Here is a 22,385-nt window from a genome sequence, read left to right on the forward strand (position 1 = left end):
TGCTATCTGGGGATTGGCCACCACGCCTTCAAGCGCCAGCGGCCGCCGGAATCGACCGGCATGGGTTCAATCGATGCTCAATCGTCGTTCGACACCGCGACCAGGGCCGGGCGCAGCAGCTGCTCGTTGAGGCGGTAGCCCTTCTGGAACAGCTGGGCCACGGCGCCGGCGTCGACGCCTGGGGCCTCGACCACGCTCATCGCCTGGTGCAGGTCGGGATTGAATACGTCGTTGGCAGCCGGCGCGATTTCGTACAAACCCTGGTTGCCGGTGACCCGGCGCAGCTCGCGCAGGGTCAGCTCAATGCCTTCGCGCAGCGGGCCGTTGCTCCCGGCAGCAGCCAGCGCCGCGTCCAGGCTGTCGAATACCGGCAGCAGGTCGCCCAGGATCTGCTTGTTGGCGAACCGGCAGGCGTTCTGGACATCGCGCTCCAGCCGACGGCGCTGGTTTTCAAGGTCGGCGCGGTCGATCAGCGACTGCGCGCGCACCTGCTCCAGCTCGGCGCGGAGGGTTTCGATCACGTCTTCCAGGGGAAGCTCGTCTGCGGGCGCCTCGGCGGCGTGGTCGGGCGTCTGTTCGGTGGTCATCGCTGTCATGGGTCCGGAGTGTCTCGGTCCGCACTGAGTGGGGATGCCGCGTCGGGATTCAAGGCGGCGCCGAGGACCTCGGCGGTCGCCTGGACCACCGGGATCACCCTTTCGTACGCCATCCGCGTGGGGCCGATCACCCCCAGCACTCCCAGGACGCGACCGCCGGCGCCGTAGGGCGCGGTCACCAGCGACATCCCGGCCAGCGGCGCGATCCCGGTTTCCTCGCCGAAGAACACGCGCACGCCCTGGGCCTTCACCGTGCGTTCGAGCAGCTGGAGGATCTCGCGTTTCTCCGTGAACGCATCGAACAGGCCGCGCAGGCGGTCAAGGTCGGCAAGGTCCTGGAGCCCCAGCAGGCGCGCCTGCCCGGCAACCACCATGTCTTCGCTCCCGGGTACCAGGACCTGTTCGGCCAGGTCGGTGGTGGCGCGAAGCAGGCCCTCCATCTCGCTGCGGGCGCTGCGGAGCCCTTCGACCAGCGCCGCGCGGATCCGCGCCAGCGGCTGGCCGGCGAAGTGGGCATTGAGGTAATTGGCCACCCGCTCCAGTTCGGCGGCGTCATAGGCGCGCCGGGTATGGACGATCCGGTTCTGGACCTCGTGGTCGGCGAACACCACGATCGCCATCACCCGCTGTCCGTCCAGCGGCACGAAGTCGATCTGGCGGAAGGCGAACTGCTCGCGCCCGGGCACGCTGACCACGCCGACGAAACGGGTCATCGCCGAGACCAGCTCCGAGGCGCTGCCCAGCAGCGTCTGGGTCCCGGCACTGGCCGCCAGGCTGCCGCGCATGCGCATGAACTCCTCCTCCTCCAGCGGGCTGAGCTGGAGCAGCGAGTCGACGAACACGCGGTAGCCGCGGGCCGTGGGCACGCGCCCGGCCGAGGTGTGCGGCGCCGACAGCAGGCCCACTTCCTCCAGGTCGGACAGGATGTTGCGCACCGTGGCCGCGCTCACGTCGAGGCCGGCGTGGCGGACCAGGGTCTGCGAACCGACCGGCTCGCCGTCGCGGATATGGCGCGCGATCAGGGTGCGCAGCAGCTGGCGCGCGCGCGGGTCGAGGGGATCGGAACGGCGTCGGGACATGCCGCGGGTATACGTCCGATGCGCACGTGTCGCAAGCCGCCGGCTCGAATCGGCACGATCCGGCGATGACAGGCCGTGCATCTCCACGGCACAATCCGCGCACCATGCTCAAGCGACTGTCGATCAAGGATTTCGCCGTTGTCTCCGCCACCGAACTCGAGTTCGGGCCGGGGCTGACCGTCGTGTCGGGCGAGACCGGCGCGGGCAAGTCGCTCATCGTCGATGCCCTCGGCTTCCTGTCCGGGCTGCGCGCCGACGCCGGCATGGTCCGCCACGGCGCACGCCGCGCCGAACTCGACGCCGAGTTCGACCTCGGCGATTCGCCCCTGGCGCTGGACTGGCTGCGCGAACAGGAGTTCGACGACGGCAAGGCCTGCCAGCTGCGGCGCACCCTCCGCGCCGACGGCGGCTCGCGGGCGTGGGTCAACGGCCGCCCCGCCACCCTGTCGCAGCTGGGGGCGCTGGCGGCGCTGCTGGTCGAGATCCACGGCCAGCACGAACACCAGGCGCTGCTGTCGCGAGGCAGCCAGCTGGTCCTGCTCGATGCCTTCGGGCGCCACGAGGCCGAGCTGGCCGCGGTGGCCACGGCGGCGCACGCGTGGTCGTCATTGCTGCAGGAGCGCGCACGGCTCAGCGCCGCCGGCGACGTCTCCGACCGCATCGACTTCCTTGAGCACCAGCACGCCGAGCTCGAGCGCGAGGTGCTCGAACCCGATGCCATCGAAGAACTGGTGGCCGCGCACCGGCGCCAGGCGCATGCCACCGAACTGGTCGAGGCCTGCGATGCCGCGCTTGAGCGCCTGGGCGGCGACGGGTCGCTGCCGGCCGTGGTCCAGCAGCTGCGCGGCGCGCTCGCGCGGATGCAGGCCCATGAATCGCGCCTGGGCGAAGTGGACGCCATGCTCGATGGTGCCGCGATCCAGCTCGACGAGGCGGCGGTGCTGCTGGACCGGGTCCGCGCCGACCTCGATATCGACCCGGACCACCTGCAGACCCAGGAGCACCGCCTGTCGCGCCTCCACGAGCTCTCACGCAAGCACCGCGTGCCGCCGGAAGAACTGGCCGCGCATCGCGACGCGCTGGCCGCGGAGCTGGAGTCGCTTGCGGGCTCGGCGAAGCGCCTGGCGGGCCTGGAAGGCGAGATCGGGACGGCCGCAGGCGCATGGCGCAGCGCCGCCGCGCGCCTCGGCAAGGCCCGCGCCAGGGCCGCGACCGCACTGGGCAAGGCGACCACCGCTCTGATCGGCGAGCTCGGCATGGGCGGCGGGCGCTTCGAGGTGGCACTGGAACCCACGGGTGACGACGCGCCGGATGCACAGGGCGCCGAGCGCGTCGAATTCCTGGTCACCGCCAACGCCGGACAGCCGCCACGGCCGCTGCGCAAGGTGGCATCGGGCGGCGAGCTGTCGCGCATTTCGCTGGCCATCGAGGTCGCGGCTCTCGGCCTGGACGCGGTCCAGACCATGGTCTTCGACGAGGTGGACTCGGGCATCGGCGGCAACGTGGCGGGGATCGTGGGGCGCAAGCTGCGCGACCTCGGCAACCGTCGCCAGGTGCTCTGCGTCACCCACCTGCCCCAGGTCGCGGCCCAGGGCCACGCCCATTACCGGGTCAGCAAGGCTGAAAGCGAGGGCATGACCCAGAGCGCCGTGCGTCTGCTCGACGACGCCGGCCGCCAGGAAGAGCTGGCGCGGATGCTGGGCGGGATCGAGGTCAGCCGCGAGGCGCGGGCGGCGGCCAGGCGCCTGCTGCGCGAGGCTGGGGAACCCGGCGCCGGCTGAGCGGCGGGCAGCGGCCGACCGCCCGGTTGGTCAGCGCTTCTTGCGCACGTAGAGCACCAGAGAGTGCTCTTCCAGGAGGTAGCCGTGCTTGTCGGCCACCTCGTGCTGCAGGGCCTCGATCTCCGGACTCTCGAACTCGATGATCTTGCCGGTGTCGACATCGACCATGTGGTCGTGGTGGCCACCGCGGTCGATCTCGTAGACCGCGGTACCGCCTTCGAAGTTGTGCTTGAGCACCAAGCCCGCCGCTTCGAACTGGGTGAGCACGCGGTAGACGGTGGCCAGGCCGATCTCGTCGCCGCCGTCCAGCAGCTGGCGGTAGATGTCTTCGGCTGACATGTGGTGGTGCGAGGTCTCCTGCTCGAGCAGCTGCAGGATGCGCATGCGCGGATGCGTGACCTTCAGTCCGGCCTTGCGCAGCTCGTTGGTTTCCATGCGATTCCCGTTCATTGGCGATTGCAGCGCCAGCTGCCGTGGTCCGGTCGCGGCGGCGCGGCGAGTGTATCATCGCCCCATGTCCGCCCCGACCTGGCCACCGATGCGCAACCTGATCGTCCCCGTCCTTGCCGCCTGCCTCTGTGCCGGCTGCAGCTTCGTCTACAAGCAACCCGTCTACCAGGGCAGCCTGGTCCAGCCGGCCAACGTCGCCCAGCTGCAGGCGGGAATGAATCGCCAGCAGGTGTCGGCGCTGCTTGGCACGCCCTCGATCCAGGATCCGTTCCACCACGAACGCTGGGATTACACCTCGACCGAACGCGTCGGGCGCACCGGCAAGACCGAAGTGCACAACCTGGTGCTGTTCTTCGAGGGCGACACCCTGCAGCGCTGGGAGGGCGACTACTTCCCCGACCGCGACAAGGAGCTGATCGGCAACGTGCGCCGCCAGTTCGGCCCGAACCTGCCGCGAAGCGAATCCAAGCGCCGCTGATTACCCTGTCGCGCGCTCAGCCTTTGGCGGCCCTGGCCGCGCGGCGGCGGCGCGCATCCTTGGGGTCCACCAGCAGCGGACGCAGCAGTTCGACGCGGTCTCCGTCGCGCAGCGCGGCGCTGCCGGCCACGCGCACCCCGTACACCGCATAGGCATCGATGCCTTCCTGCGGCAGGCCGCTGGCCGCGACCGCATCGGCAACCGTGGCCGGCGCCGCCAGTTCCAGCACCACCGCGCGGCAGGCCTGCGGCAGCGCCAGGACCACTTCCACGCGCACCGCTCAGCTGCCGCGGTCGGCGACGCGCACGAAATCATCGACCATGCGGTCGGCCAGGCCCTGCAGCCCGAGCTTCATCGCCGGCAGCAGCAGCCGGCTGCGCGGCTCGAAGTCGAGCTGGAGGGTGACCTTGCAGGCGGATTCGTCCAGTGCGTGGAACTCCCAGCGCCCGGCCAGCCTGCGGAACGGGCCGTCGCGCAGCTCCATGTCGATGCGCTGCGGCGGGACCAGCATGTTCTCGGTGGTGAACCAGGTGCTGATGCCACCGATGCCCAGCTCGAGCCGGGCCAGCATGCGGCTGTCATCGGCTTCCAGCACCCGCGCCCCGCTGCACCAGGCAAAGCGCCGCGGGTAGGCGGCAACGTCGTTGACCAGCGAGAACATCCTGGTCGCCGAGTGTTGCACCAGTGCGGACCGTGTGATCGTGGGCATGGGCTGCGTGCATCCGTTCCTATCGCGCCCGGTGCCGTGGGACAATGGCGGGATGGGCAAGAGCGCAAAGGATAAGGGAAAGGCCAAGGCCGGTGGCACGATCGCGCTGAACAAGCGCGCGCGCCACGAATACCACCTGGGGGACCGCTATGAAGCCGGACTCGCCCTGCAGGGCTGGGAGCTCAAGTCGATCCGCGCGGGCCGCGCCAACATCGGCGAGAGCTACGCCGTGGTCCGCGGCGGCGAACTGTTCCTGTTCGGTGCCCAGGTCACGCCGCTGATCCAGGCCTCGAGCCACGTCGTCGCCGACGAGCGCCGCACCCGAAAGCTGCTGCTGCACCGGCACGAGATCGACAAGTTGGTCGGCCTGGTGCAGCGCGACGGCTTCACCATCGTGCCCACCGCGCTGTACTGGAAGGCCAACAAGGTGAAGATCGAACTCGCGCTGGCGAAGGGCAAGCAGTCGCACGACAAGCGCGATGCCGCCAAGGACCGTGACTGGCAGCGCGACAAGCAGCGCGCGATGCGCCACCACAACCCGAACGCCTGATCAGCCGCTGGCCGGCTCGTCCGGCAGGGTGAAACGGAAGCGCGCGCCCTTGCCGACGACGCCTTCGCCACTGATCGTGCCGCCATGGCGCTCGATGATGCGCTTCACCGAGGCCAGGCCGATGCCTTCGCCGCCGAACTCGTCGGCGGCGTGCAGGCGCTGGAATGGCCGGAACAGCTTGCCGGCATAGGCCTGGTCGAAGCCGATGCCGTTGTCCGAGACCTCGAACCACTCCTCGCCGCCCTGCCCGACGCGCTGGAACATGATCCGCGCCGCAGGGGTTTCCCGGGTGAATTTCCAGGCGTTGCCAAGCAGGTTGCCCAACAGGTTGCGCACCAGGACGCTGTCCCCGGACGCCACCATGCCCGGTTCGATCACCACCTCCACCTCGCGCCCCGGGTCACCCTGCGCAAGCTCGGAAAGAATGTCGCGGGCCATCGCCGACAGGTCCAGCGGCTCGCGCTTGAGTTCGCTGCGCGAGACCCGGCTCATCTTCAGCAGGGCATCGATCAGCTCGCCCATGCGCAGCGTCGCCGCGCGCACCCGCGCCACGTAGCCGCGACCGACATCGTCGAAGGCGTCGGCATGGCGCTCGGCGACCATGCGGCTGAAGCCGTCGATCGCGCGCAACGGCGCCCGCAGATCGTGGGAGATGGTGTAGGCGAAGGACTCCAGCTCTTCATTGGCGCGGGTGAGTTCGCGAGTGCGCAGCGCGACCCGGGTCTCCAGGGTGCGGTTCAGCGCCAGCACCCGCGCCTCGGCACGCAGGCGGTCGGTGATGTCCTCCACCTGGACCAGGCTGGCCACGTCCTGCCCGTGCTCACCCGGCACCTGGGCATAGGTCAGGTGCACATGGCGGATGTCGCCGTCATCGCGGTGGAGTTCGCGGGTCACCCGGTACACGCTGCCCGACGCCGCGCGCGCGCGCGCCTCGGCGGCGTTGTCGCCGCCCGTGAACAGACTGCCGAACATGCGCCCCATCAGCTCCTCCGGCGACGTGCGCACGACGTCGGCCAGGGCCAGGTTGGCGTCGATGATCCGGCCGTCGCGGTCGAGCAGGGCCTTGCCGATGGCCGAGAACCGGATCGCGCTGCGGAAGCGGAGTTCGCTGCGCCGGTAGGAATCGCTCATCCGCGCCGCGATGTCCTGGGCCCGCGACTGGGTGCGCGCAAGGATCATGGCCAGCGCGAACAGCAGCAGCGAGGCCAGCACCCCCAGGGCGATCGTCCCCGCCGGGCCGAGCAGGCCACCGCTGCCGCCCGTCCGCGCCTGGTGGAATTCCAGGCGCCAGCGACGGCCATACACCTGCTCGACCAGGCTGTGCCGCACGCCATCGGCGTCGGCGTCGGGGAACGCCGCGGAGTCGAGCGGGAACAGCGGCAGGTCGTCGGCTTCGGCGTCGTCCTCGCCGATGTCGACGATACGCACCGACAGCCCACCGCTACCGGCCGGCAGCGCGGACGCGACGAACGGATCGATGCTGAAGGGTGCGCAGACCCAGCCCGACAGCGCGGCCGGCCGTGCCGCCGGGTTCGCGGGCACGATGCCCGAGCGGTAGACCGGCGCGTAGATCACGAGGCCCGGCCCGGCACCCTCCTGCATCATCGGCAGTGGCGCCGTGATCCGCGCCGCCGCACTGCTCCGCGCGGCTTCCATCGCGACCGCCTGCACCGGCTCGGTCAGCATGTCGAAGCCGACGACATCGGCGCTGGCCATGGTCTGCGGTTCAAGCAGGACGACGGGACCGTACTCGGCGCGCGCGCCCGGCGGATCCACGCGAAACAACTGGCGCGATGCCGCGCGCTGTTCGAGCTGGAAATCCTGCAGCTCCGCCGGGGACATGGACGCGGCGTAGCAAAGCCCCAGCATCGCCGGGAACCGCTGCGACAGGTCGAGGCCGTCGGTGTAGTTGCGCCATTGGCGTTGGTTCGGGCGCTGGATCGCGGCCAGCAGGGACACACCGCCGCGGGTGACCAGCTCATAGGTCAGCAGCTGCTGGCGAAGGCGCGCCACGACCTGGTCGGCCTCGGCGGAGAGCCGCGCTTCGGACATCGCGCGCTCCCGGGCGCCGGCGCCGGTCGCGTAGATCGCGACCAGGGTCAGCGCGGCCACCAGCACCAGCACGGCAAGCATGTAGCCCTGGCGTACCGATAGTGGTTCGCCCGGGGGCGTGTCGTCTGCCTTGGCCATGGGCGACGAGCATAACGCCTGCCGGCATAACGCCTGCCGGCCGGCTGCCGTTCAGCGGCCTGCGTCTGCTGAACGGACGGTGCCGATGCCGGCCGCGAACCCTTGCCCCAGCGCCCGACGCGCCTATACTGGCCCCGTCACGCGCGTTCACTGCCACCGGCAGGCGCCAGGTTTCCCGGAACACGGGGGTGCACTGGCTTCGACGGGGGTCGCGAAATCGCCTGGTGCATGCCGAGGGGGCCGCTTTCCTCGTTAATCCAGCAGCAACTTTTAGTTGCCAACGACGACAACTACGCTCTCGCCGCTTAAGGCGTAAGCCCCGAACCCACTTGTGCCCGTACTCGTGGATGTAGGGTCATCATTACGGGAATCCAGCCGCGGCGGCCGCCTGTCTGCCGCGGTTGAACTCACAGGCTGGTTCCCCGGTGCGCTTCGCACGCCGTGCTGTCGGGGAACGAGATCCAACGGCGAGCTAAGCATGTAGGACCGGGGATGGAGTGCCTTCGGACGGCGGTTCGATTCCGCCCACCTCCACCAATGCAACACCAGGAAACCCGCAGAAATGCGGGTTTTCTGCCGTCTGGCGAGCGGAATCGCTGTCCGCCAGCGCTAGTTGCGGCATCCTAGGCGCATGTCCCGCATCACCGCCGAACCCGCCAAGCCCGCAGCAGCTGCCGCTCCAGCTGCCGGCAGCGTCCTGCGCCCCGTCGAGCGCTGGCGCAATGGCGGCATGCGGCTGCTCGACGACCACGTCGCCGAGGAGGTCCCCGTGGCCTTCGTCTACAACGACGAGCCCTTCGCAGTGATGATGGCCACGCCCGCCGACCTTGCCGAATTCGCCATCGGGTTCGCACTCAGCGAAGGCATCGTCCAGGCCGCGCCCGAAGTCTCGATCGACCGCATCGAGGAATTCATCGAAGGCATCGAGATCCGCCTGCGCATCCCGGTCGCGCGCGCCGAGGCGCTGGCCCTGCGCCGGCGCAGCATGAGCGGACGCAGCGGCTGCGGGGTCTGCGGCAGCGAGCTGCTGGAGGCCGCGCTGCGCTATCCGCCACCCGTACCGACCGAGCTGCGGGTTTCGACGCCGGCGCTGCGCCGTGCCCTGGCCGAGCTGCGCGCGGCACAGGCGGTCAACGCGCTCACCGGCGCCGTCCATGCCGCGGGCTGGGCGTCGCTCGATGGTGCGCTGCTGCTGGCGCGCGAGGATGTGGGCCGCCACAACGCGCTCGACAAGCTGATCGGCGCGATGCACGCGTCGGGGCACGCGCCGGCGGATGGCTTTCTCTTGGTCACCAGCCGCGCCAGCTACGAAATGGCGATGAAGGCGGCCAGCGTCGGCATCGCGCTGATGGCGGCGATCTCGGCGCCGACGGCGCTCGCGATCTCGCTTGCGGAGCAGGCGAACCTCACCCTCGTCGGGTTCGCCCGCGACGATGGGCACGCGGTATACGCCCATGGCCGGCGCCTGCTTCCGGAGCCTCCGGCTGGCGATACCGATGCCGGCACGGATGCAATCCACGACGGCGCACGCGCCGGTGGAAACGATGCTGCATGAGCAGCGACGGTCCGATCCGGAAATATGACGGCCCCGCCGGCGGCTGGGACGCGCTGAAGAGCGTTGCGCGCCAACTCGTGAGGGAAGACGTGGGCGTTGGCGGAGCGCGCACCCTGCTGCGCACCAACCAGCCCGATGGCTTCGACTGTCCAGGCTGCGCCTGGCCCGACCGCGACCACGCCTCCACCTTCGAATTCTGCGAGAACGGCGCCAAGGCCGTCGCTGCCGAAGCCACGCGGCATCGCGCCGGCCCCGAGCTGTTCGCGCGCTACAGCGTCGCGCAGCTGGCCGGGTACAGCGATCACTGGCTCGAGGGCCAGGGCCGGCTGACCGCGCCGATGCGCTACGACGCGGCCAGCAACCACTACGTGCCCACGACCTGGGACGAGGCCTTCGCACTCATCGCCAAGCACCTCAACGCCCTGCCCTCGCCCGACGAGGCGATCTTCTACACCTCGGGGCGGACCTCGAACGAGGCCGCGTTCCTTTACCAGCTGTTCGTGCGCGAGTTCGGCACCAACAACTTCCCCGACTGTTCGAACATGTGCCACGAATCATCCGGCACCGCGCTGAACAAGCAGATCGGCGTCGGCAAGGGCACGGTGTCCCTGGACGATTTCGAACAGGCCGACTGCATCCTGGTGTTCGGCCAGAACCCCGGCACCAACCATCCGCGCATGCTCGGCGAGCTGCGCGAGGCCGCGAAGCGCGGCTGCAGGATCGTCGCCTTCAACCCGCTGCGCGAGCGCGGCCTGGAGCGCTTCGCCGATCCCAAGGACACGCTTGAAATGGCACGCGGCGGATCGACGAAGATCGCGTCCGACTATTTCCAGCTGAAGATCGGCGGCGACCTGGCGGCGGTCAAGGGCATGGTCAAGCACGTGCTCGAGCGCAATGCGGAGGCGATCGCCAAGGGTGAAGCGCCGCTGCTTGACCAGGCATTCATCGCCGCCCACACCGTGGATTTCGATGCGTTCGCCGCCGACGTGCTGGCTGAACCCTGGGACACGATCGTCACCGAGTCAGGCCTGGACGAAGCCGAGCTGCGCCGCGCCGGCGACATCTACCTGAAGTCGCAGCGCGTCATCGCGTGCTGGGGCATGGGCATCACCCAGCACAAGCACTCGGTGGCGACCATCCACATGATCGCCAACCTGATGCTGCTGCGCGGCAACATCGGCCGTCCCGGCGCCGGCCTCTGTCCCGTGCGCGGGCACAGCAACGTGCAGGGCGACCGCACGATGATGATCTGGGAGCGGCCGCCGGCCACCTTCCTCGACCGGCTGCAGGATATCTTCGGCTTCCAGCCGCCGCGCGAGGAGGGCTACGACACCGTTGGCGCGATCGAGGCGATGATCGACGGCCGCGCGAAGGTGTTCTTCGGCATGGGCGGCAACTTCGCCGTCGCCACGCCGGACAGCGAGGCCACCGCGCGCGGCCTGCGCAACTGCGCGCTCACCGTCAACGTCACCACCAAGCTCAACCGCAGCCACCTGGTCCATGGCCGCGACGCACTGATCCTGCCCTGCCTCGGGCGCACCGAAATCGACATCCAGGCCTCGGGTCCGCAGGGCGTGACCGTCGAGGATTCGATGAGCATGGTGCACCTGTCCGCCGGCATACATGCGCCGGCCTCGGACACCCTGCTCTCTGAGCCGGTGATCGTGGCGCGGCTGGCGCAGGCCACCCTGGGGGCACGGTCGAACATCGAGTGGGCCCGGCTGGTCGAGGACTACGACCGCATCCGTGACCTCATCGCGCGGGTGTTCGACGACTTCAGCGATTTCAACGCGCGCGTGCGCGTACCCGGAGGCTTCCGCCTGTCCAACGGCGCCCGTGACCGCATCTGGGCGACCGATGCTGGAAAGGCCCGCTTCATTGCCGCCGCCGTGCCCGTCGACACCCCTGTCCACCGCGCCCGCGGCACGCGCGGCACGCAGCCGGTGTTCACCCTGACCACCATCCGCTCGCACGACCAGTACAACACCACCGTCTACGGGCTGGACGACCGCTATCGCGGCGTGTTCGGCGAGCGCCGCGCGCTGTTCATCAACCCGCTCGACATCCGCGCGCTCGACATGAAGGCCGGCGACCGGGTCGACCTGGAAAGCCTGGGCGAAGACGGCGTGCGGCGTCAGGTGAAGCACTTCCTGCTGGTGGAGTACGACATTCCGCGGGGCTGCCTGGCGGCCTACTACCCGGAGACCAACCCGCTGGTGCCGCGTTCGAGCTTCGCCGACGAGTCGCGCACGCCGACCTCGAAGTCGGTACCGGTGGTCGTGACCGCGCACCTGCCGGACCCGTCCGCGCCCCGCCAGCGCGACATTCCCGCCACGCTTTCCGGCTGAGCCGCGTTGCCGGTCGACGCCGCCCTGCTCCATTCGCTGCTGGTCGAGCTGGCGTCGCAGCCTGACGGCATGTCGACCGCGCGCCTGTGCAAGCGCCTGGGCCTGCGCATGAGCGTGTTGATGCGCACGCTGGCGTGGATGGACGCGGGCACGATCGGCGGGGTCGCGGGGCCGGGCTGGGTCCGCGTGCACGCGGACGGCGCGCGCAGCCTGGTCCTGCTGACAGACGCCGGTCGACGACTGCTCGACAGCCTTCCGCCGTAGACGCAGCGAAGGTCGCAGCGCGGCCCGCTGTGCGATGCTGTCGGCCGCGCTCCCGCCCCTACGCTGCACCGCAATGAACAGCAACGCCACCGCCTCCGCCGCCGCTGCATCCGGTCCCAGCGTGCTGGTGGTCGACGACGACATCGAAATCGTCGCGTTGATCGAACGCTATCTGTGCGGACACGGTTTCCAGGTCCGTGCCGCACACAGCGGGGCGGCGATGCACGAGGCGCTTGCCGGATACGACCCCGACGTCGTCCTGCTCGACCTCGGCCTGCCGGACGCCGACGGCCTGTCGCTGCTGCAGCACCTGCGCACGCACTGGCAGGGCCCGGTGATCGTGGTCAGCGGCCGTGGCGAAGCGGTCGAACGGGTGGTCGGACTGGAGCTCGGCGCCGACGACTACGTCGCCAAGCCCTTCGACTTCCGCGAGCTCTTGGCGCGTATCCGCTCGGTGCTGCGCCGGACAGCACCCGTGGAGCCGCCGACGGCACCGGCGCCACCGCGCCGCCTGGCCTTCGCGCACCTGGTCATCGACCTCGGCGCCCGCAGGCTGCACGAGGCCGGCGGCACGGAGATCCCGCTGACCACCGGCGAGTTCGACCTCCTGCGCGTGCTGCTCGAGCGACCGAATGAAGTCCGCAGCCGCGACGAGCTCATGAACGCCCTGCACGGGCGGGAGGCCGGTCCCTTCGACCGCGCCATCGACGTCGGAATCGCCCGCCTGCGACGCAGGATCGAGCTCGAGCCGGCGGCTCCCGAGCTGATCCGCTCGGTGCGCGGCATGGGCTATCTGCTGGCAACCGACGTGCAGCCGGCATGACCGGCGACAGGCTTCCGCCGCTCGGCATCCCCGGCCTGTTCGAAGCGGTACCCGATGCGCTGGTGGTGATCGATGCGGATGGCCGGATCGTCCATGCCAACGCGCACACCGAAGTCCTGTTCGGCCACCCGCGCGGCAGCCTGGAAGGCCGCGAGATCGAAGACCTGGTGCCGGCCGGGGCGCGCAGCCGCCACCGCGCCTACCGCGACCGCTACATCGCGCAGCCGCACGTGCGTCCAATGGGCGCGAGCGGACAGGCGCTGCTGGGCCTGCGCAGTGACGGCAGCGAGTTTCCCATCGAGATCGCGCTCAGCCCGCTGCAGTCGGCCGAGGGCCCGCGCTATCTGGCGTCGGTGCGCGACATCTCCGGCACCCAGCGCGTGCGGCAGGCGCTGGCGCGCGCACGCTATGACGCGATCGCCGCCCGCATCGGCCAGCTGGCGCTGGAGGCGAGCGCCGAATCGGACCTGCTGGAGACGCTGCCTCCCCTGCTTGCCGAAACCCTGGGCGTGGAATCGGTTGCGATCATCGCCACCGTGCACGAAACCCGGCGGGCCGAAGTGCGCGCGGCGACCGGGCCCGCGTGGCAGGTCGGCGCCACGCCGCCGCGGCCGTTCGCGGGCCAGCACCGGGATGCCTGGACCATCGATGACATCGCCGCCGACCCGTCGGCGGCGGCGCTGTTCCCGCTGCCGTTGCCGCGCTCGGGCAGCGCGGTGATGGTCCCGGTGCTGGAGCGCCACCAGGTCTTCGGTGCGCTGCTGGCCACCACCGGCGAGCCGCGCCGGTTCGACCACGACGCCCGCCACCTGCTGCAGTCCGCCGCCGGCACGCTGTCGGCCTTCGTGCGCCAGCGGCGGACCGAGGAGGAGCTTGCGCACGCGCATCGCCTGTACGCGATCGGCCAGCTCACCGGCGGCATCGCGCATGACTTCAACAACCTGCTGACGGTGATGTCGGGCAGCCTGCAGCTGCTGGAAACCGAAGTGGACTCCGGGCAGGGACGCGAGCTGCTCGCCAGCGCCCTGCGTTCGGTGGGCCGGGGTGCCGCGCTCACGGCCAAGCTGCTCGCCTTCGCACGGCGACAGCGGCTGCTTCCACGCGACGTCGACGTCGCGGCACTGCTGCATGACGTGGAGCGGGTGCTGCAGCGCACGCTTGGCGATTCCGTGCGCCTGCGCCTGGAGGTTGCCGACGGCCTGTCCACCGCCTACGTCGATGCCGGCCAGCTCGAGGCCGCCCTGCTCAACCTCGTGCTCAACGCCCGCGACGCCCTGCTCCACGGCGGCAGGATCGTGGTCGCCGCCGAAGGGGAGCGGGTCGCCAGTGCCCGCGCCGGCCTTGTAGCAGGCAACTATCTTCGGGTGTCGGTGCGCGACAACGGCCGCGGCATGTCGCCCGACATCCTGGCCAGGGCGATGGAGCCTTTCTTCACCACCAGGCAGGGCGAACACGGCAACGGCCTCGGCCTGAGCATGGTCTACGGCTTCGCGCGCCAGAGCGGCGGCGACCTCGAGATCGACAGCAGCCCCGGCAAAGGCACCGAGGTACGCCTGTACCTGCCGGTCGCTGCGGACGCTGCGCCGAAGGCCGTCGACGATGCCGATGCCGGGCCCGTCGATGCGGCCGGCCGCGGTGAGCGCGTACTGGTGGTCGAGGACGACCCTGCGGTGCGCGCGATCAGCGTCGCCTTCCTCGGCGCCGCGGGTTACGCCGTGGAGGCGGTGCCCGACGCCGGACAGGCGCTGGAACGCATTGCCGGCGACAGCGGATTCGCGCTCCTGTTCACCGACGTCATGCTGGGCCCCGGCATGGACGGCAAGACGCTGGCACGCAGCGCACGAGAACTGCATCCGGGCCTGCCGGTGCTTCTGACATCGGGCGACGAAAAACACGTGGCCGACGCCGAGGGCACGTCGGGACTTCCGCTGCTGCGCAAGCCCTGGCGGCGCGAGGACCTGGTCGAAGCGGTGCGCAGGGAGCTCGCCCGGGGCATCTGATCCCCCGAGGTCGAGCCGGTCAGGCTGCCGGCCGTCAGTGGCAACGTTCGCCGTGGCCTGCGAGCACCGCGCGCAGCCCGGCTTCGTCGACGATGCGGATGCGGCGGCCGTTGACCTCGATCATCCCCCGCGCCTGCATGCGCGACAGCGCCCGGGTCACGGTCTCCAGGGTCAGCGCCAGAAAGTTGCCGAGTTCGGCGCGGGTCATGCGCAGCAGCAACAGTTCCCGGTCCAGACCCATGGTCGCGAAGCGCGCCGACAGGTCGAGCAGGAAGGCCACCACGCGCTGGTCGGCACCAAGCGTGCCCAGGGCCAGCATCCAGCGCCAGTCGCGGCGGATCTCGCCGGCAAGCATCGCGGTCACCCGGACCTGGATCTCCGGCAGCATGTCCTGCAGGTTCGTGCAGGGCAGCTCCCAGACCTCGGCGGCATCCAGCGCGACCGCGTCGCAGGCGTGCGCGGGCATGTCGACGGCGTCGAGCCCAAGCAGGTCGCCACGCATGCGGAAGCCGGTGATCTTCTCGCGCCCGTCCTCGCTCAGCACGCTGGTCTTGAAGCAGCCCGAGCGGACGTAGAACAGGGAGGCGCGCGGCTGCCCCGCGTGGAACAGCGCCTGGCGCGGCTCCAGGCGGTGCACGCGCGGCGGCCAGCGCAACAGGAGCGATTCCAGCGCCGGCGCGGCGTGCTGGCGCCGGTCGTCCACCCAGTTACCGGCGCTCGCGGCGCGGTCGGGGACGTGGCTGGTCAGCGCGTTCTGGAACATGGTGCGACTCCGGATCTCCTGCGATGCCCCACTCTATTCAGCCGCGCCCCGCGCACGGGCAGCGCCCGGTAACGGTTGGTAACGGAATGTAACGGGGCGCCTGCGGCACGTGACCTTCCGGCGTGGCGACCCGTGCCGTCTTGCGTCAAGCTGCGTCGCAAAGCTCTCCGGAGAGACCGATGCAACGCCGCGACTTCCTTGTCCTTGCTGCAGGAACCACCACCCTCGCGCTCACCCTGCCCGGCTGGCGCGCCATCGCCGCGGCTGAACTCGCTTCCATGCTCGATCCCGCGCTCAAGCGCGCCTTGGCCGACGTCGCGCTGCAGGCCGCGCGCGACGCCGGTGCGAGCTATTGCGACGTGCGCATCGGCCGCTATCTCAGGCAGTCGCTGTCCACGCGCGAGTCGCGGGTGCAGAACGTCGTCAACAGCGAATCCACCGGCGTCGGCATCCGCGTGCTTGCCGACGGGGCCTGGGGCTTCGCCGCGACCAACGCGCTGCTTCCCGATGCCGTGGCCCGGGCCACCCGGCAGGCGACAGCGATCGCGCGCGCCAACGCCGGCATCCAGGACAGTCCCGTCCAACTGGCTCCCGCGCCCGCCCTGGGCGAACGCAGCTGGCGCACGCCGCTGCGGCGCAACGGCATGGAGGTGCCGGTGCAGGAGAAGATCGAGCTGCTGCTGGGCGTCAACGCAGCAGCCATGGCGGCAGGCGCCGACTTCGTCGAATCCAACCTGTTCCTGGTCAACGAGCAGAAGTACTTTGCTTCCACCGACGGCAGCTACGTCGACCAGGACATCCACCGGATCTGGGCGCCGTTCACGGTCACCGCCGTGGACAAGGCCAGCGGGCGCTTCCGCACCCGCCAGGGGCTCGGCGCACCGGTCGGCATGGGCTACGAGTACCTCGACGGCGACGCCTCGGGCAAACTGCAGCTGCCCGGCGGCGTGGTCCAGTACCGCGACTCCTACGACATGCGCGAGGATGCAGTCGCCGCCGCCGGCCAGGCGCGCGAGAAGCTGCGCGCGCCCTCGGTCACGCCGGGCCGCTACGACCTGGTGCTGGATCCCTCCAACCTGTTCCTGACCATCCACGAGTCGGTCGGCCATCCGCTGGAGCTGGACCGCGTGCTCGGCTACGAAGCCAACTATGCCGGGACCAGCTTCGCCACCGTCGACAAGCGCGACGCGGGCTTCCGCTTCGGCAGCGAGCGGGTGAACTTCATCGCCGAACGCACCACCCCCGGCACGCTCGGCGCCGTCGGCTACGACGATGAGGGCGTGCCCGCCAAGCGCTGGGACCTGGTGCGCGATGGCGTCCTGGTCGACTACCAGGCCACCCGCGACCAGGCGCACATCCTGGGCAAGGACGAATCCGACGGCTGCTGCTACGCCGACTCCTGGGCAAGCGTGCAGTTCCAGCGCATGCCCAACGTATCGCTCGAGGCCGGGCGCGACGGGCTGTCGGTGGCGGACATGGTCAAGGACGTGGAGAACGGCATCTACATCCACGGCCGCGGCTCGTACTCGATCGACCAGCAGCGCTACAACGCCCAGTTCGGCGGCCAGCTGTACTACGCGATCAAGGACGGGGCGATCACCGGCATGGTCGAGGACGTCGCCTACCAGATCCGCACGCCCGAGTTCTGGAACGCCTGCAGCGCGATCTGCGACGCCCGCGACTTCAGGCATGGCGGCTCGTTCTTCGACGGAAAGGGACAGCCGTCACAGGTGTCGGCGGTGTCGCATGGCTCCAGCACGACGCGCTTCGATGGCGTGAACATCATCAACACCGCGCGCAACCTCGGTTGAGCGCGGCGACCATGCCATTAGTTCATTGACCCCCCGCTGCGGACACCGCAAGAATCAGAGGGTCCGGCGGCTGCGCATGCGTGCGCGTCTTCCGGAAATTCCAATCCATGCGCACACACCGGGGAGCCAGCCTTGGACAGACGTGATTTCCTGACTTTCAGCAGCATCGGCCTGGGCGGCCTGATGGTGCCTTCGCTGTTCACCCGGGCAATCGCCGCGGAGGACCTCGCCACCTCCATCGACGTCGTGCGCAAGAAGGCGCTCGCCGATGCCGCGCTGTCGGCGGCGCGCGAATCCGGCGCGACCTACGCCGACGTCCGCATCGGCCGCTACCTGCGCCAGTTCGTGGTCACCCGCGAGGACAAGGTGCAGAACGTGGTCAACACCGAATCCACCGGCGTCGGCGTGCGCGTGATCGCCGGCGGCGCCTGGGGCTTCGCGGCCACCAACGACCTGAGCGCCGACGGCGTCGCCGCCGCCGCGCGCCAGGCCGCGGCGATCGCCCACGCCAATGCGAAGATCCAGACCGCGCCGGTGCAGTTCGCCGCCGCGCCCGGCTACGGGGAAGTCTCCTGGCGCACGCCCATCCGCCGCAATGCCATGGACGTGCCGGTCAAGGACAAGGTCGAGCTGCTGCTGTCGGTCAACGCCGCGGCCACGAACGCCGGGGCCGACTTCGTCAACTCCACCCTGTTCGCGGTCAACGAGCAAAAGTACTTCGCCTCCACCGACGGCTCCTACATCGACCAGGACGTGCACCGCATCTGGGCGCCGATGAACGTCACCGCGATCGACAAGTCCAGCGGCAAGTTCCGCTCGCGCTCGGGACTGTCCTCGCCGATGGGCCTGGGCTTCGAGTACTTCGACGGCGACGCCTCGCAGAAGTACGTCTCGCCAAACGGCGTGGTCAACTACGGCCATTCCTACGACATGGTCGAAGATGCCGTGGCCGCGGCGAAGCAGGCGCGCGAGAAATTGTCCGCGCCGACCGTGAAGCCCGGCCGCTACGACCTGGTGCTCGATCCCTCCCACACCTGGCTCACCATCCACGAATCGGTCGGCCATCCGCTGGAGCTCGACCGCGTGCTCGGCTACGAGGCCAATTACGCCGGCACCAGCTTCGCCACCATCGACAAGCGAGAGGCCGGCTTCCGCTACGGCAGCGACGAGGTCACGATCTTCGCCGACAAGACCCAGCCCGGCAGTCTCGGCGCCGTGGCCTACGACGACGAAGGCGTGAAGTGCAAGCGCTGGGACCTGATCCGCGACGGCATCCTGGTCGACTACCAGACCATCCGCGACCAGGCCCATATCGTCGGCAAGACCGAGTCCGACGGCTGCTGCTATGCCGACTCCTGGTCGACCGTGCAGTTCCAGCGCATGGCCAACGTCTCGCTGGCGCCGGGCAAGCAGACGCTCTCGGTCGCGGACATGATCAAGGACGTCGAGGACGGCATCTACATCGTCGGCGATGGTTCGTTCTCGATCGACCAGCAGCGCTACAACGCCCAGTTCGGCGGCCAGCTGTTCTACGCGATCAAGGACGGCGCCATCACCGGCATGGTCGAGGACGTGGCCTACCAGATCCGCACCCCTGAGTTCTGGAACGCCTGCGTCGCGGTCTGCGACGAGTCCGACTACCGCCTCGGCGGCTCGTTCTTCGACGGCAAGGGGCAACCTTCCCAGGTGTCGGCGGTCTCGCACGGCTCGAGTACCGCGCGCTTCAACGGCATCAACGTCATCAATACCGCCCGCAACCTCGGCTGACCGGACACAGGAACCCATAACATGCCCATGCTCACCGAAGTCCAGGCCAAGGCCATCCTCGACAAGGTCGTCGCGCTGTCGACCGCCGACGAGTGCACGGCCACGCTCAGCGGCTCCACCGCCGGCAACATCCGCTTCGCGCTCAACAACGTCTCCACCAGCGGCATCGTCGACAACACCGAGCTGGCCGTGCAGGTCGCGTTCGGCAAGCGCGTCGGCACCGCCAGCATCAACGAGTTCGACGACGCCGCGCTGGAGCGCGTGGTGCGCCGCGCCGAGGACCTCGCCCGCCTGGCGCCGGAGAACCCGGAGTTCATGCCGGCCATCGGCAAGCAGGACTACCGGTCCAGCGCCACCTGGGACGACGCCACCGCGGCGATCACACCCGAGTACCGCGCGCAGGTCGCCGCAGACTCCATCGTCCCCAGCCGCGCCGACAAGCTCATCGCCGCAGGCTTCCTCGAAGACAGCCGCGGCTTCACCGCGTTCGCCAACAGCAACGGCAACTTCGGCTACCAGACCTCCACCAGCGCCGACTACACCTGCACCGTGCGCACCGAAGACGGTACCGGTTCGGGTTGGGTCGGCCGCAACGTCACCGCCATCGGCCCGTTCGATGCCGGCCGCGACGTGCGCACCGCGATCCGCAAGGCCAGCGCCTCGGCCAACGCGCGCGCACTGGAGCCGGGCAAGTACACCGTGGTCCTGGAGCCGCACGCGGCGGCCGGCCTGATCTCGTTCATGATGAACTTCTTCGACGCCCGCCAGGCCGATGAAGGCCGCAGCTTCCTGTCGAAGAAGGGCGGCGGCAACAAGCTGGGTGAGCAGGTCTTCGACCCGCGCGTCAGCATCCACGCCGATCCCTGGGACCAGGACGCACCGGTCCTGCCCTGGGACGGCGAAGGCCTGCCGCGCACGCGCATGCCGGTCATCGACCAGGGCAAGGTGGCCAACCTGCTGTACTCGCGCTACTGGGCGAAGCAGCAAGGCCGGCAGGAAGTCGCGCGCCCGGGCAACCTGGTCATGTCCGGCGGCGATGCGTCCACGTCCGACCTGGTGCGCGGCACCGAGCGCGGCATCCTGGTCACGCGCACCTGGTACATCCGCATGGTCGATCCGCAGACCGTGCTGCTCACCGGCCTGACCCGCGACGGCACCTTCTACATCGAAGACGGCGAGATCAAGTACCCGCTGAAGAACTTCCGCTTCAACGAGTCGCCGGTGATCATGCTCAACAACATCGACGAGCTCGGCAAGCCGGTGCGGGTCAGCGGCGACGAATCGCGCTTCAGCATGATGATCCCGCCGATGCGCCTGCGCGACTTCACCTTCACCTCGCTCTCGGACGCGGTCTGAGGGCGGGGGCCGAGGCGACGTGGACCGCCGCGGCGCCCTGCGCCTGCTCGCCGCCGCGCTCGCGGCCTCCGTGCTGCCGGCGACCGCGCGCGCCAACGCCGGCCATGACTTCTGGTTCACCCGCCTGAAGTACGACTCCGGCAACTGGGACGTCGACCAGCGCATGCCGGCCAACCTGGCCACCGCGCTGGTCGACTACACCAGCCTGCGCGTGGACCCGAAGGAGCACGTGGTCGCGCTGGCCGATCCGAAGATGCTGCTGGCACCGTTCTGCTACCTCGCCGGGCACAAGCTGGTGGAGTTCAATCCGGCGGAACGGCGCAATTTCGAGCGCTACGTGCGCAACGGCGGCTTCGTCTTCGTCGACGACTGCAACCACGACATCGACGGCCTGTTCGCGAAGTCCTTCGAACGGCAGATGGCCGACATCTTCGGCGGCGACGCCCTGCGCAAGCTGCCGGACAGCCATCCGCTGTATTCGAGCTTCTTCCGCTTCCCCGACGGCCCGCCCGCGACCAGCTACGAGCTCAACGGCTGGGGCGACGACCTCGTGCACGACTACCTCAAGGGCATCGAGGTCGACGGCCGCCTGGGCGTGCTCTACAGCAACAAGGACTACGGCTGCGAATGGGACTACGACTGGCGCAACAAGCGCTTCCTGGCCGAAGACAACACGAAGTTCGCGGTGAACATCGTGGTCTACGCCCTGAGCGCGTGACGCCCACCGCGACGCCCCACTGCAGGAGCAGCGACAGCTGCGAGCCGGTCCGCCAGATCCTGTTTCCCCCATGTCATTGCCGTGGCCGCACGACCGCCGCTGTCGCTGCTCCCACAGTCCAGACGAAGAACCGGAAGTGATTTTGCCAATGAACCCCACGCCCGACGAATCCGGGATCCGCGAACAGCTGGCCCGCCTCGACGCCCTGCGCGCCGCCATCGCCCAGGCCGTGGTCGGCCAGGACGCAGTAGTCGAGCAGATGCTGGTCGCCCTGCTCGCCGGCGGCCACTGCCTGCTTGAAGGCGTGCCCGGCCTCGGCAAGACCCTGCTCGTGCGCTCGCTTGGCGAGGCCCTCGACCTCGGCTTCCGCCGCGTCCAGTTCACCCCGGACCTGATGCCCAGCGACATCCTCGGCACCGAGATCCTGGAAGAGGAGCATGGCACCGGCCGGCGCAGCTTCAAGTTCCAGCGCGGCCCGGTGTTCACCCACCTGCTGCTGGCCGACGAGCTCAACCGCACTCCGCCCCGCACCCAGGCCGCCCTGCTGGAAGCGATGCAGGAGCGCACCGTCAGCTACGCCGGCACGACGCATGCCCTGCCCTCGCCCTTCTTCGTGCTCGCCACCCAGAACCCGCTTGAACAGGCCGGCACCTATCCGCTGCCCGAGGCGCAGTTGGACCGGTTCCTGCTGCACGTGCGCGTGGAGTATCCGGACGAGGCCGAGGAGCGCGAGATCCTGCTGCAGACCACCGGCAGCGCCCGCGCCCCCGTCCCGAAGGTGATGGACGGCGACGAGGTGCTGGCACTGCAGGCGCTGGTGCGCGAAGTGCACCTGGGCGACGACCTGCTGGCCTGGATCACGCGCCTGGTGCGCGCCAGCCGGCCGGGCCCGGATGCGCCTCAGGCGGTGCGCGACTGGGTGCGCTGGGGCGCGGGCCCGCGCGCCGGCCAGTCGCTGGTGCTGGCGGCCAAGGCGCGGGCGCTCCTGCAGGGGCGCTACGCTGCCACGCGCGAGGACGTGCGCGCACTGGCCGCACCGGTGATGCGCCACCGCCTGCTGCTGTCTTTCGCCGCCGAAGCCGAGCAGAAGGACGCTGACGACGTGGTCGCGGCCCTGCTGCAGGCCGTGCCCGCACCGGCTGCCTGA

The 22,385-nt window shown here is 69.8% G+C and carries 20 protein-coding genes and 1 other RNA gene; 14 read left to right on the plus strand and 7 right to left on the minus strand.

The genetic code is table 11. The features are described from left to right. Positions 1-77 precede the first annotated feature (77 nt). Positions 78-587, minus strand: a complete 510-nt coding sequence (grpE, locus tag WCE37_RS04020) for a nucleotide exchange factor GrpE (RefSeq protein ID WP_343278247.1) — start codon at positions 585-587, stop codon at positions 78-80. Positions 588-592: 5 nt separating this feature from the next. Continuing rightward, on the minus strand, positions 593-1,675 hold the full coding sequence (gene hrcA / locus WCE37_RS04025; protein ID WP_343253893.1) for a heat-inducible transcriptional repressor HrcA: 1,083 nt from the start codon (positions 1,673-1,675) through the stop codon (positions 593-595). A 104-nt stretch (positions 1,676-1,779) separates the two neighbouring features. Between hrcA and recN the strand changes: the two genes are divergently transcribed. After that, positions 1,780-3,456 (plus strand): DNA repair protein RecN, encoded by a 1,677-nt coding sequence (gene recN / locus WCE37_RS04030; protein ID WP_343278248.1) that lies wholly within the window; start codon positions 1,780-1,782, stop codon positions 3,454-3,456. A gap of 30 nt (positions 3,457-3,486) precedes the next feature. On the opposite strand, the gene fur is transcribed toward recN, so the two are convergent. Further along, complete coding sequence (fur, locus tag WCE37_RS04035) at positions 3,487-3,891, minus strand: ferric iron uptake transcriptional regulator (protein ID WP_343254028.1); 405 nt, start codon at positions 3,889-3,891, stop codon at positions 3,487-3,489. Positions 3,892-3,994: 103 nt separating this feature from the next. Between fur and bamE the strand changes: the two genes are divergently transcribed. Continuing rightward, positions 3,995-4,384, plus strand: coding sequence for an outer membrane protein assembly factor BamE (bamE, locus tag WCE37_RS04040; RefSeq protein WP_343254027.1), 390 nt, complete (start codon positions 3,995-3,997; stop codon positions 4,382-4,384). Between the two features lie 16 nt (positions 4,385-4,400). On the opposite strand, the gene WCE37_RS04045 is transcribed toward bamE, so the two are convergent. Both WCE37_RS04045 and WCE37_RS04050 read right to left on the minus strand, forming a co-directional pair. Beyond that, the gene (locus WCE37_RS04045; RefSeq protein ID WP_343253891.1) at positions 4,401-4,661 is read right to left on the minus strand and encodes an RnfH family protein; all 261 of its coding nucleotides are present in this window, start codon (positions 4,659-4,661) and stop codon (positions 4,401-4,403) included. Between the two features lie 3 nt (positions 4,662-4,664). Next, positions 4,665-5,093 (minus strand): type II toxin-antitoxin system RatA family toxin, encoded by a 429-nt coding sequence (locus WCE37_RS04050; RefSeq protein WP_343253890.1) that lies wholly within the window; start codon positions 5,091-5,093, stop codon positions 4,665-4,667. Positions 5,094-5,145: 52 nt separating this feature from the next. Between WCE37_RS04050 and smpB the strand changes: the two genes are divergently transcribed. Continuing rightward, positions 5,146-5,643 carry an SsrA-binding protein SmpB gene (gene smpB / locus WCE37_RS04055; protein ID WP_343253889.1) on the plus strand — a complete coding sequence of 166 codons (498 nt, stop codon included), beginning with the start codon at positions 5,146-5,148 and terminating at the stop codon, positions 5,641-5,643. Here the strand turns inward: smpB and WCE37_RS04060 are convergent, their stop codons facing one another. Continuing rightward, positions 5,644-7,833, minus strand: a complete 2,190-nt coding sequence (locus WCE37_RS04060) for a CHASE domain-containing protein (RefSeq protein WP_343278249.1) — start codon at positions 7,831-7,833, stop codon at positions 5,644-5,646. A 184-nt stretch (positions 7,834-8,017) separates the two neighbouring features. On the opposite strand from WCE37_RS04060, the gene ssrA reads away from it, so the two are divergent. The 6 genes from ssrA (at position 8,018) to WCE37_RS04090 (ending at position 14,823) form a co-directional block, all read left to right on the plus strand. Beyond that, positions 8,018-8,370: a transfer-messenger RNA gene (gene ssrA, locus WCE37_RS04065) on the plus strand. Between the two features lie 94 nt (positions 8,371-8,464). Continuing rightward, entirely contained in the window at positions 8,465-9,388 is a 924-nt protein-coding gene (gene fdhD / locus WCE37_RS04070) for a formate dehydrogenase accessory sulfurtransferase FdhD (RefSeq protein ID WP_343278250.1), read from the plus strand. Further along, a complete protein-coding gene (locus tag WCE37_RS04075) occupies positions 9,385-11,736 on the plus strand; it encodes an FdhF/YdeP family oxidoreductase (protein WP_343278251.1) in 2,352 nt (783 codons plus the stop codon). The genes fdhD and WCE37_RS04075 overlap by 4 nt, the downstream gene beginning before the upstream one ends. Before the next feature lie 6 nt (positions 11,737-11,742). After that, on the plus strand, positions 11,743-12,000 hold the full coding sequence (locus tag WCE37_RS04080; RefSeq protein WP_343278252.1) for a hypothetical protein: 258 nt from the start codon (positions 11,743-11,745) through the stop codon (positions 11,998-12,000). A gap of 73 nt (positions 12,001-12,073) precedes the next feature. Beyond that, entirely contained in the window at positions 12,074-12,823 is a 750-nt protein-coding gene (locus WCE37_RS04085) for a response regulator (protein WP_343253884.1), read from the plus strand. Beyond that, a complete protein-coding gene (locus tag WCE37_RS04090; protein WP_343278253.1) occupies positions 12,820-14,823 on the plus strand; it encodes an ATP-binding protein in 2,004 nt (667 codons plus the stop codon). The genes WCE37_RS04085 and WCE37_RS04090 overlap by 4 nt, the downstream gene beginning before the upstream one ends. Positions 14,824-14,857: 34 nt before the next feature. Here WCE37_RS04090 and WCE37_RS04095 read toward each other — a convergent pair whose 3' ends face one another. After that, the gene (locus WCE37_RS04095; RefSeq protein WP_343253882.1) at positions 14,858-15,586 is read right to left on the minus strand and encodes a helix-turn-helix domain-containing protein; all 729 of its coding nucleotides are present in this window, start codon (positions 15,584-15,586) and stop codon (positions 14,858-14,860) included. Between the two features lie 179 nt (positions 15,587-15,765). Between WCE37_RS04095 and WCE37_RS04100 the strand changes: the two genes are divergently transcribed. The 5 genes from WCE37_RS04100 (at position 15,766) to WCE37_RS04120 (ending at position 22,385) form a co-directional block, all read left to right on the plus strand. Next, positions 15,766-17,397 carry a TldD/PmbA family protein gene (locus WCE37_RS04100; protein WP_343278254.1) on the plus strand — a complete coding sequence of 544 codons (1,632 nt, stop codon included), beginning with the start codon at positions 15,766-15,768 and terminating at the stop codon, positions 17,395-17,397. A 132-nt stretch (positions 17,398-17,529) separates the two neighbouring features. Next, the gene (locus tag WCE37_RS04105; protein ID WP_343253880.1) at positions 17,530-19,164 is read left to right on the plus strand and encodes a TldD/PmbA family protein; all 1,635 of its coding nucleotides are present in this window, start codon (positions 17,530-17,532) and stop codon (positions 19,162-19,164) included. 21 nt (positions 19,165-19,185) lie between these two features. After that, the gene (locus WCE37_RS04110; RefSeq protein ID WP_343278255.1) at positions 19,186-20,520 is read left to right on the plus strand and encodes a TldD/PmbA family protein; all 1,335 of its coding nucleotides are present in this window, start codon (positions 19,186-19,188) and stop codon (positions 20,518-20,520) included. A 19-nt stretch (positions 20,521-20,539) separates the two neighbouring features. Then, on the plus strand, positions 20,540-21,238 hold the full coding sequence (locus tag WCE37_RS04115; RefSeq protein ID WP_343253878.1) for a DUF4159 domain-containing protein: 699 nt from the start codon (positions 20,540-20,542) through the stop codon (positions 21,236-21,238). Positions 21,239-21,386: 148 nt separating this feature from the next. After that, positions 21,387-22,385 carry a MoxR family ATPase gene (locus tag WCE37_RS04120; protein WP_343278256.1) on the plus strand — a complete coding sequence of 333 codons (999 nt, stop codon included), beginning with the start codon at positions 21,387-21,389 and terminating at the stop codon, positions 22,383-22,385.

It is taken from the genome of Luteimonas sp. MJ250, from assembly GCF_039548455.1.
Lineage (GTDB): Bacteria > Pseudomonadota > Gammaproteobacteria > Xanthomonadales > Xanthomonadaceae > Luteimonas.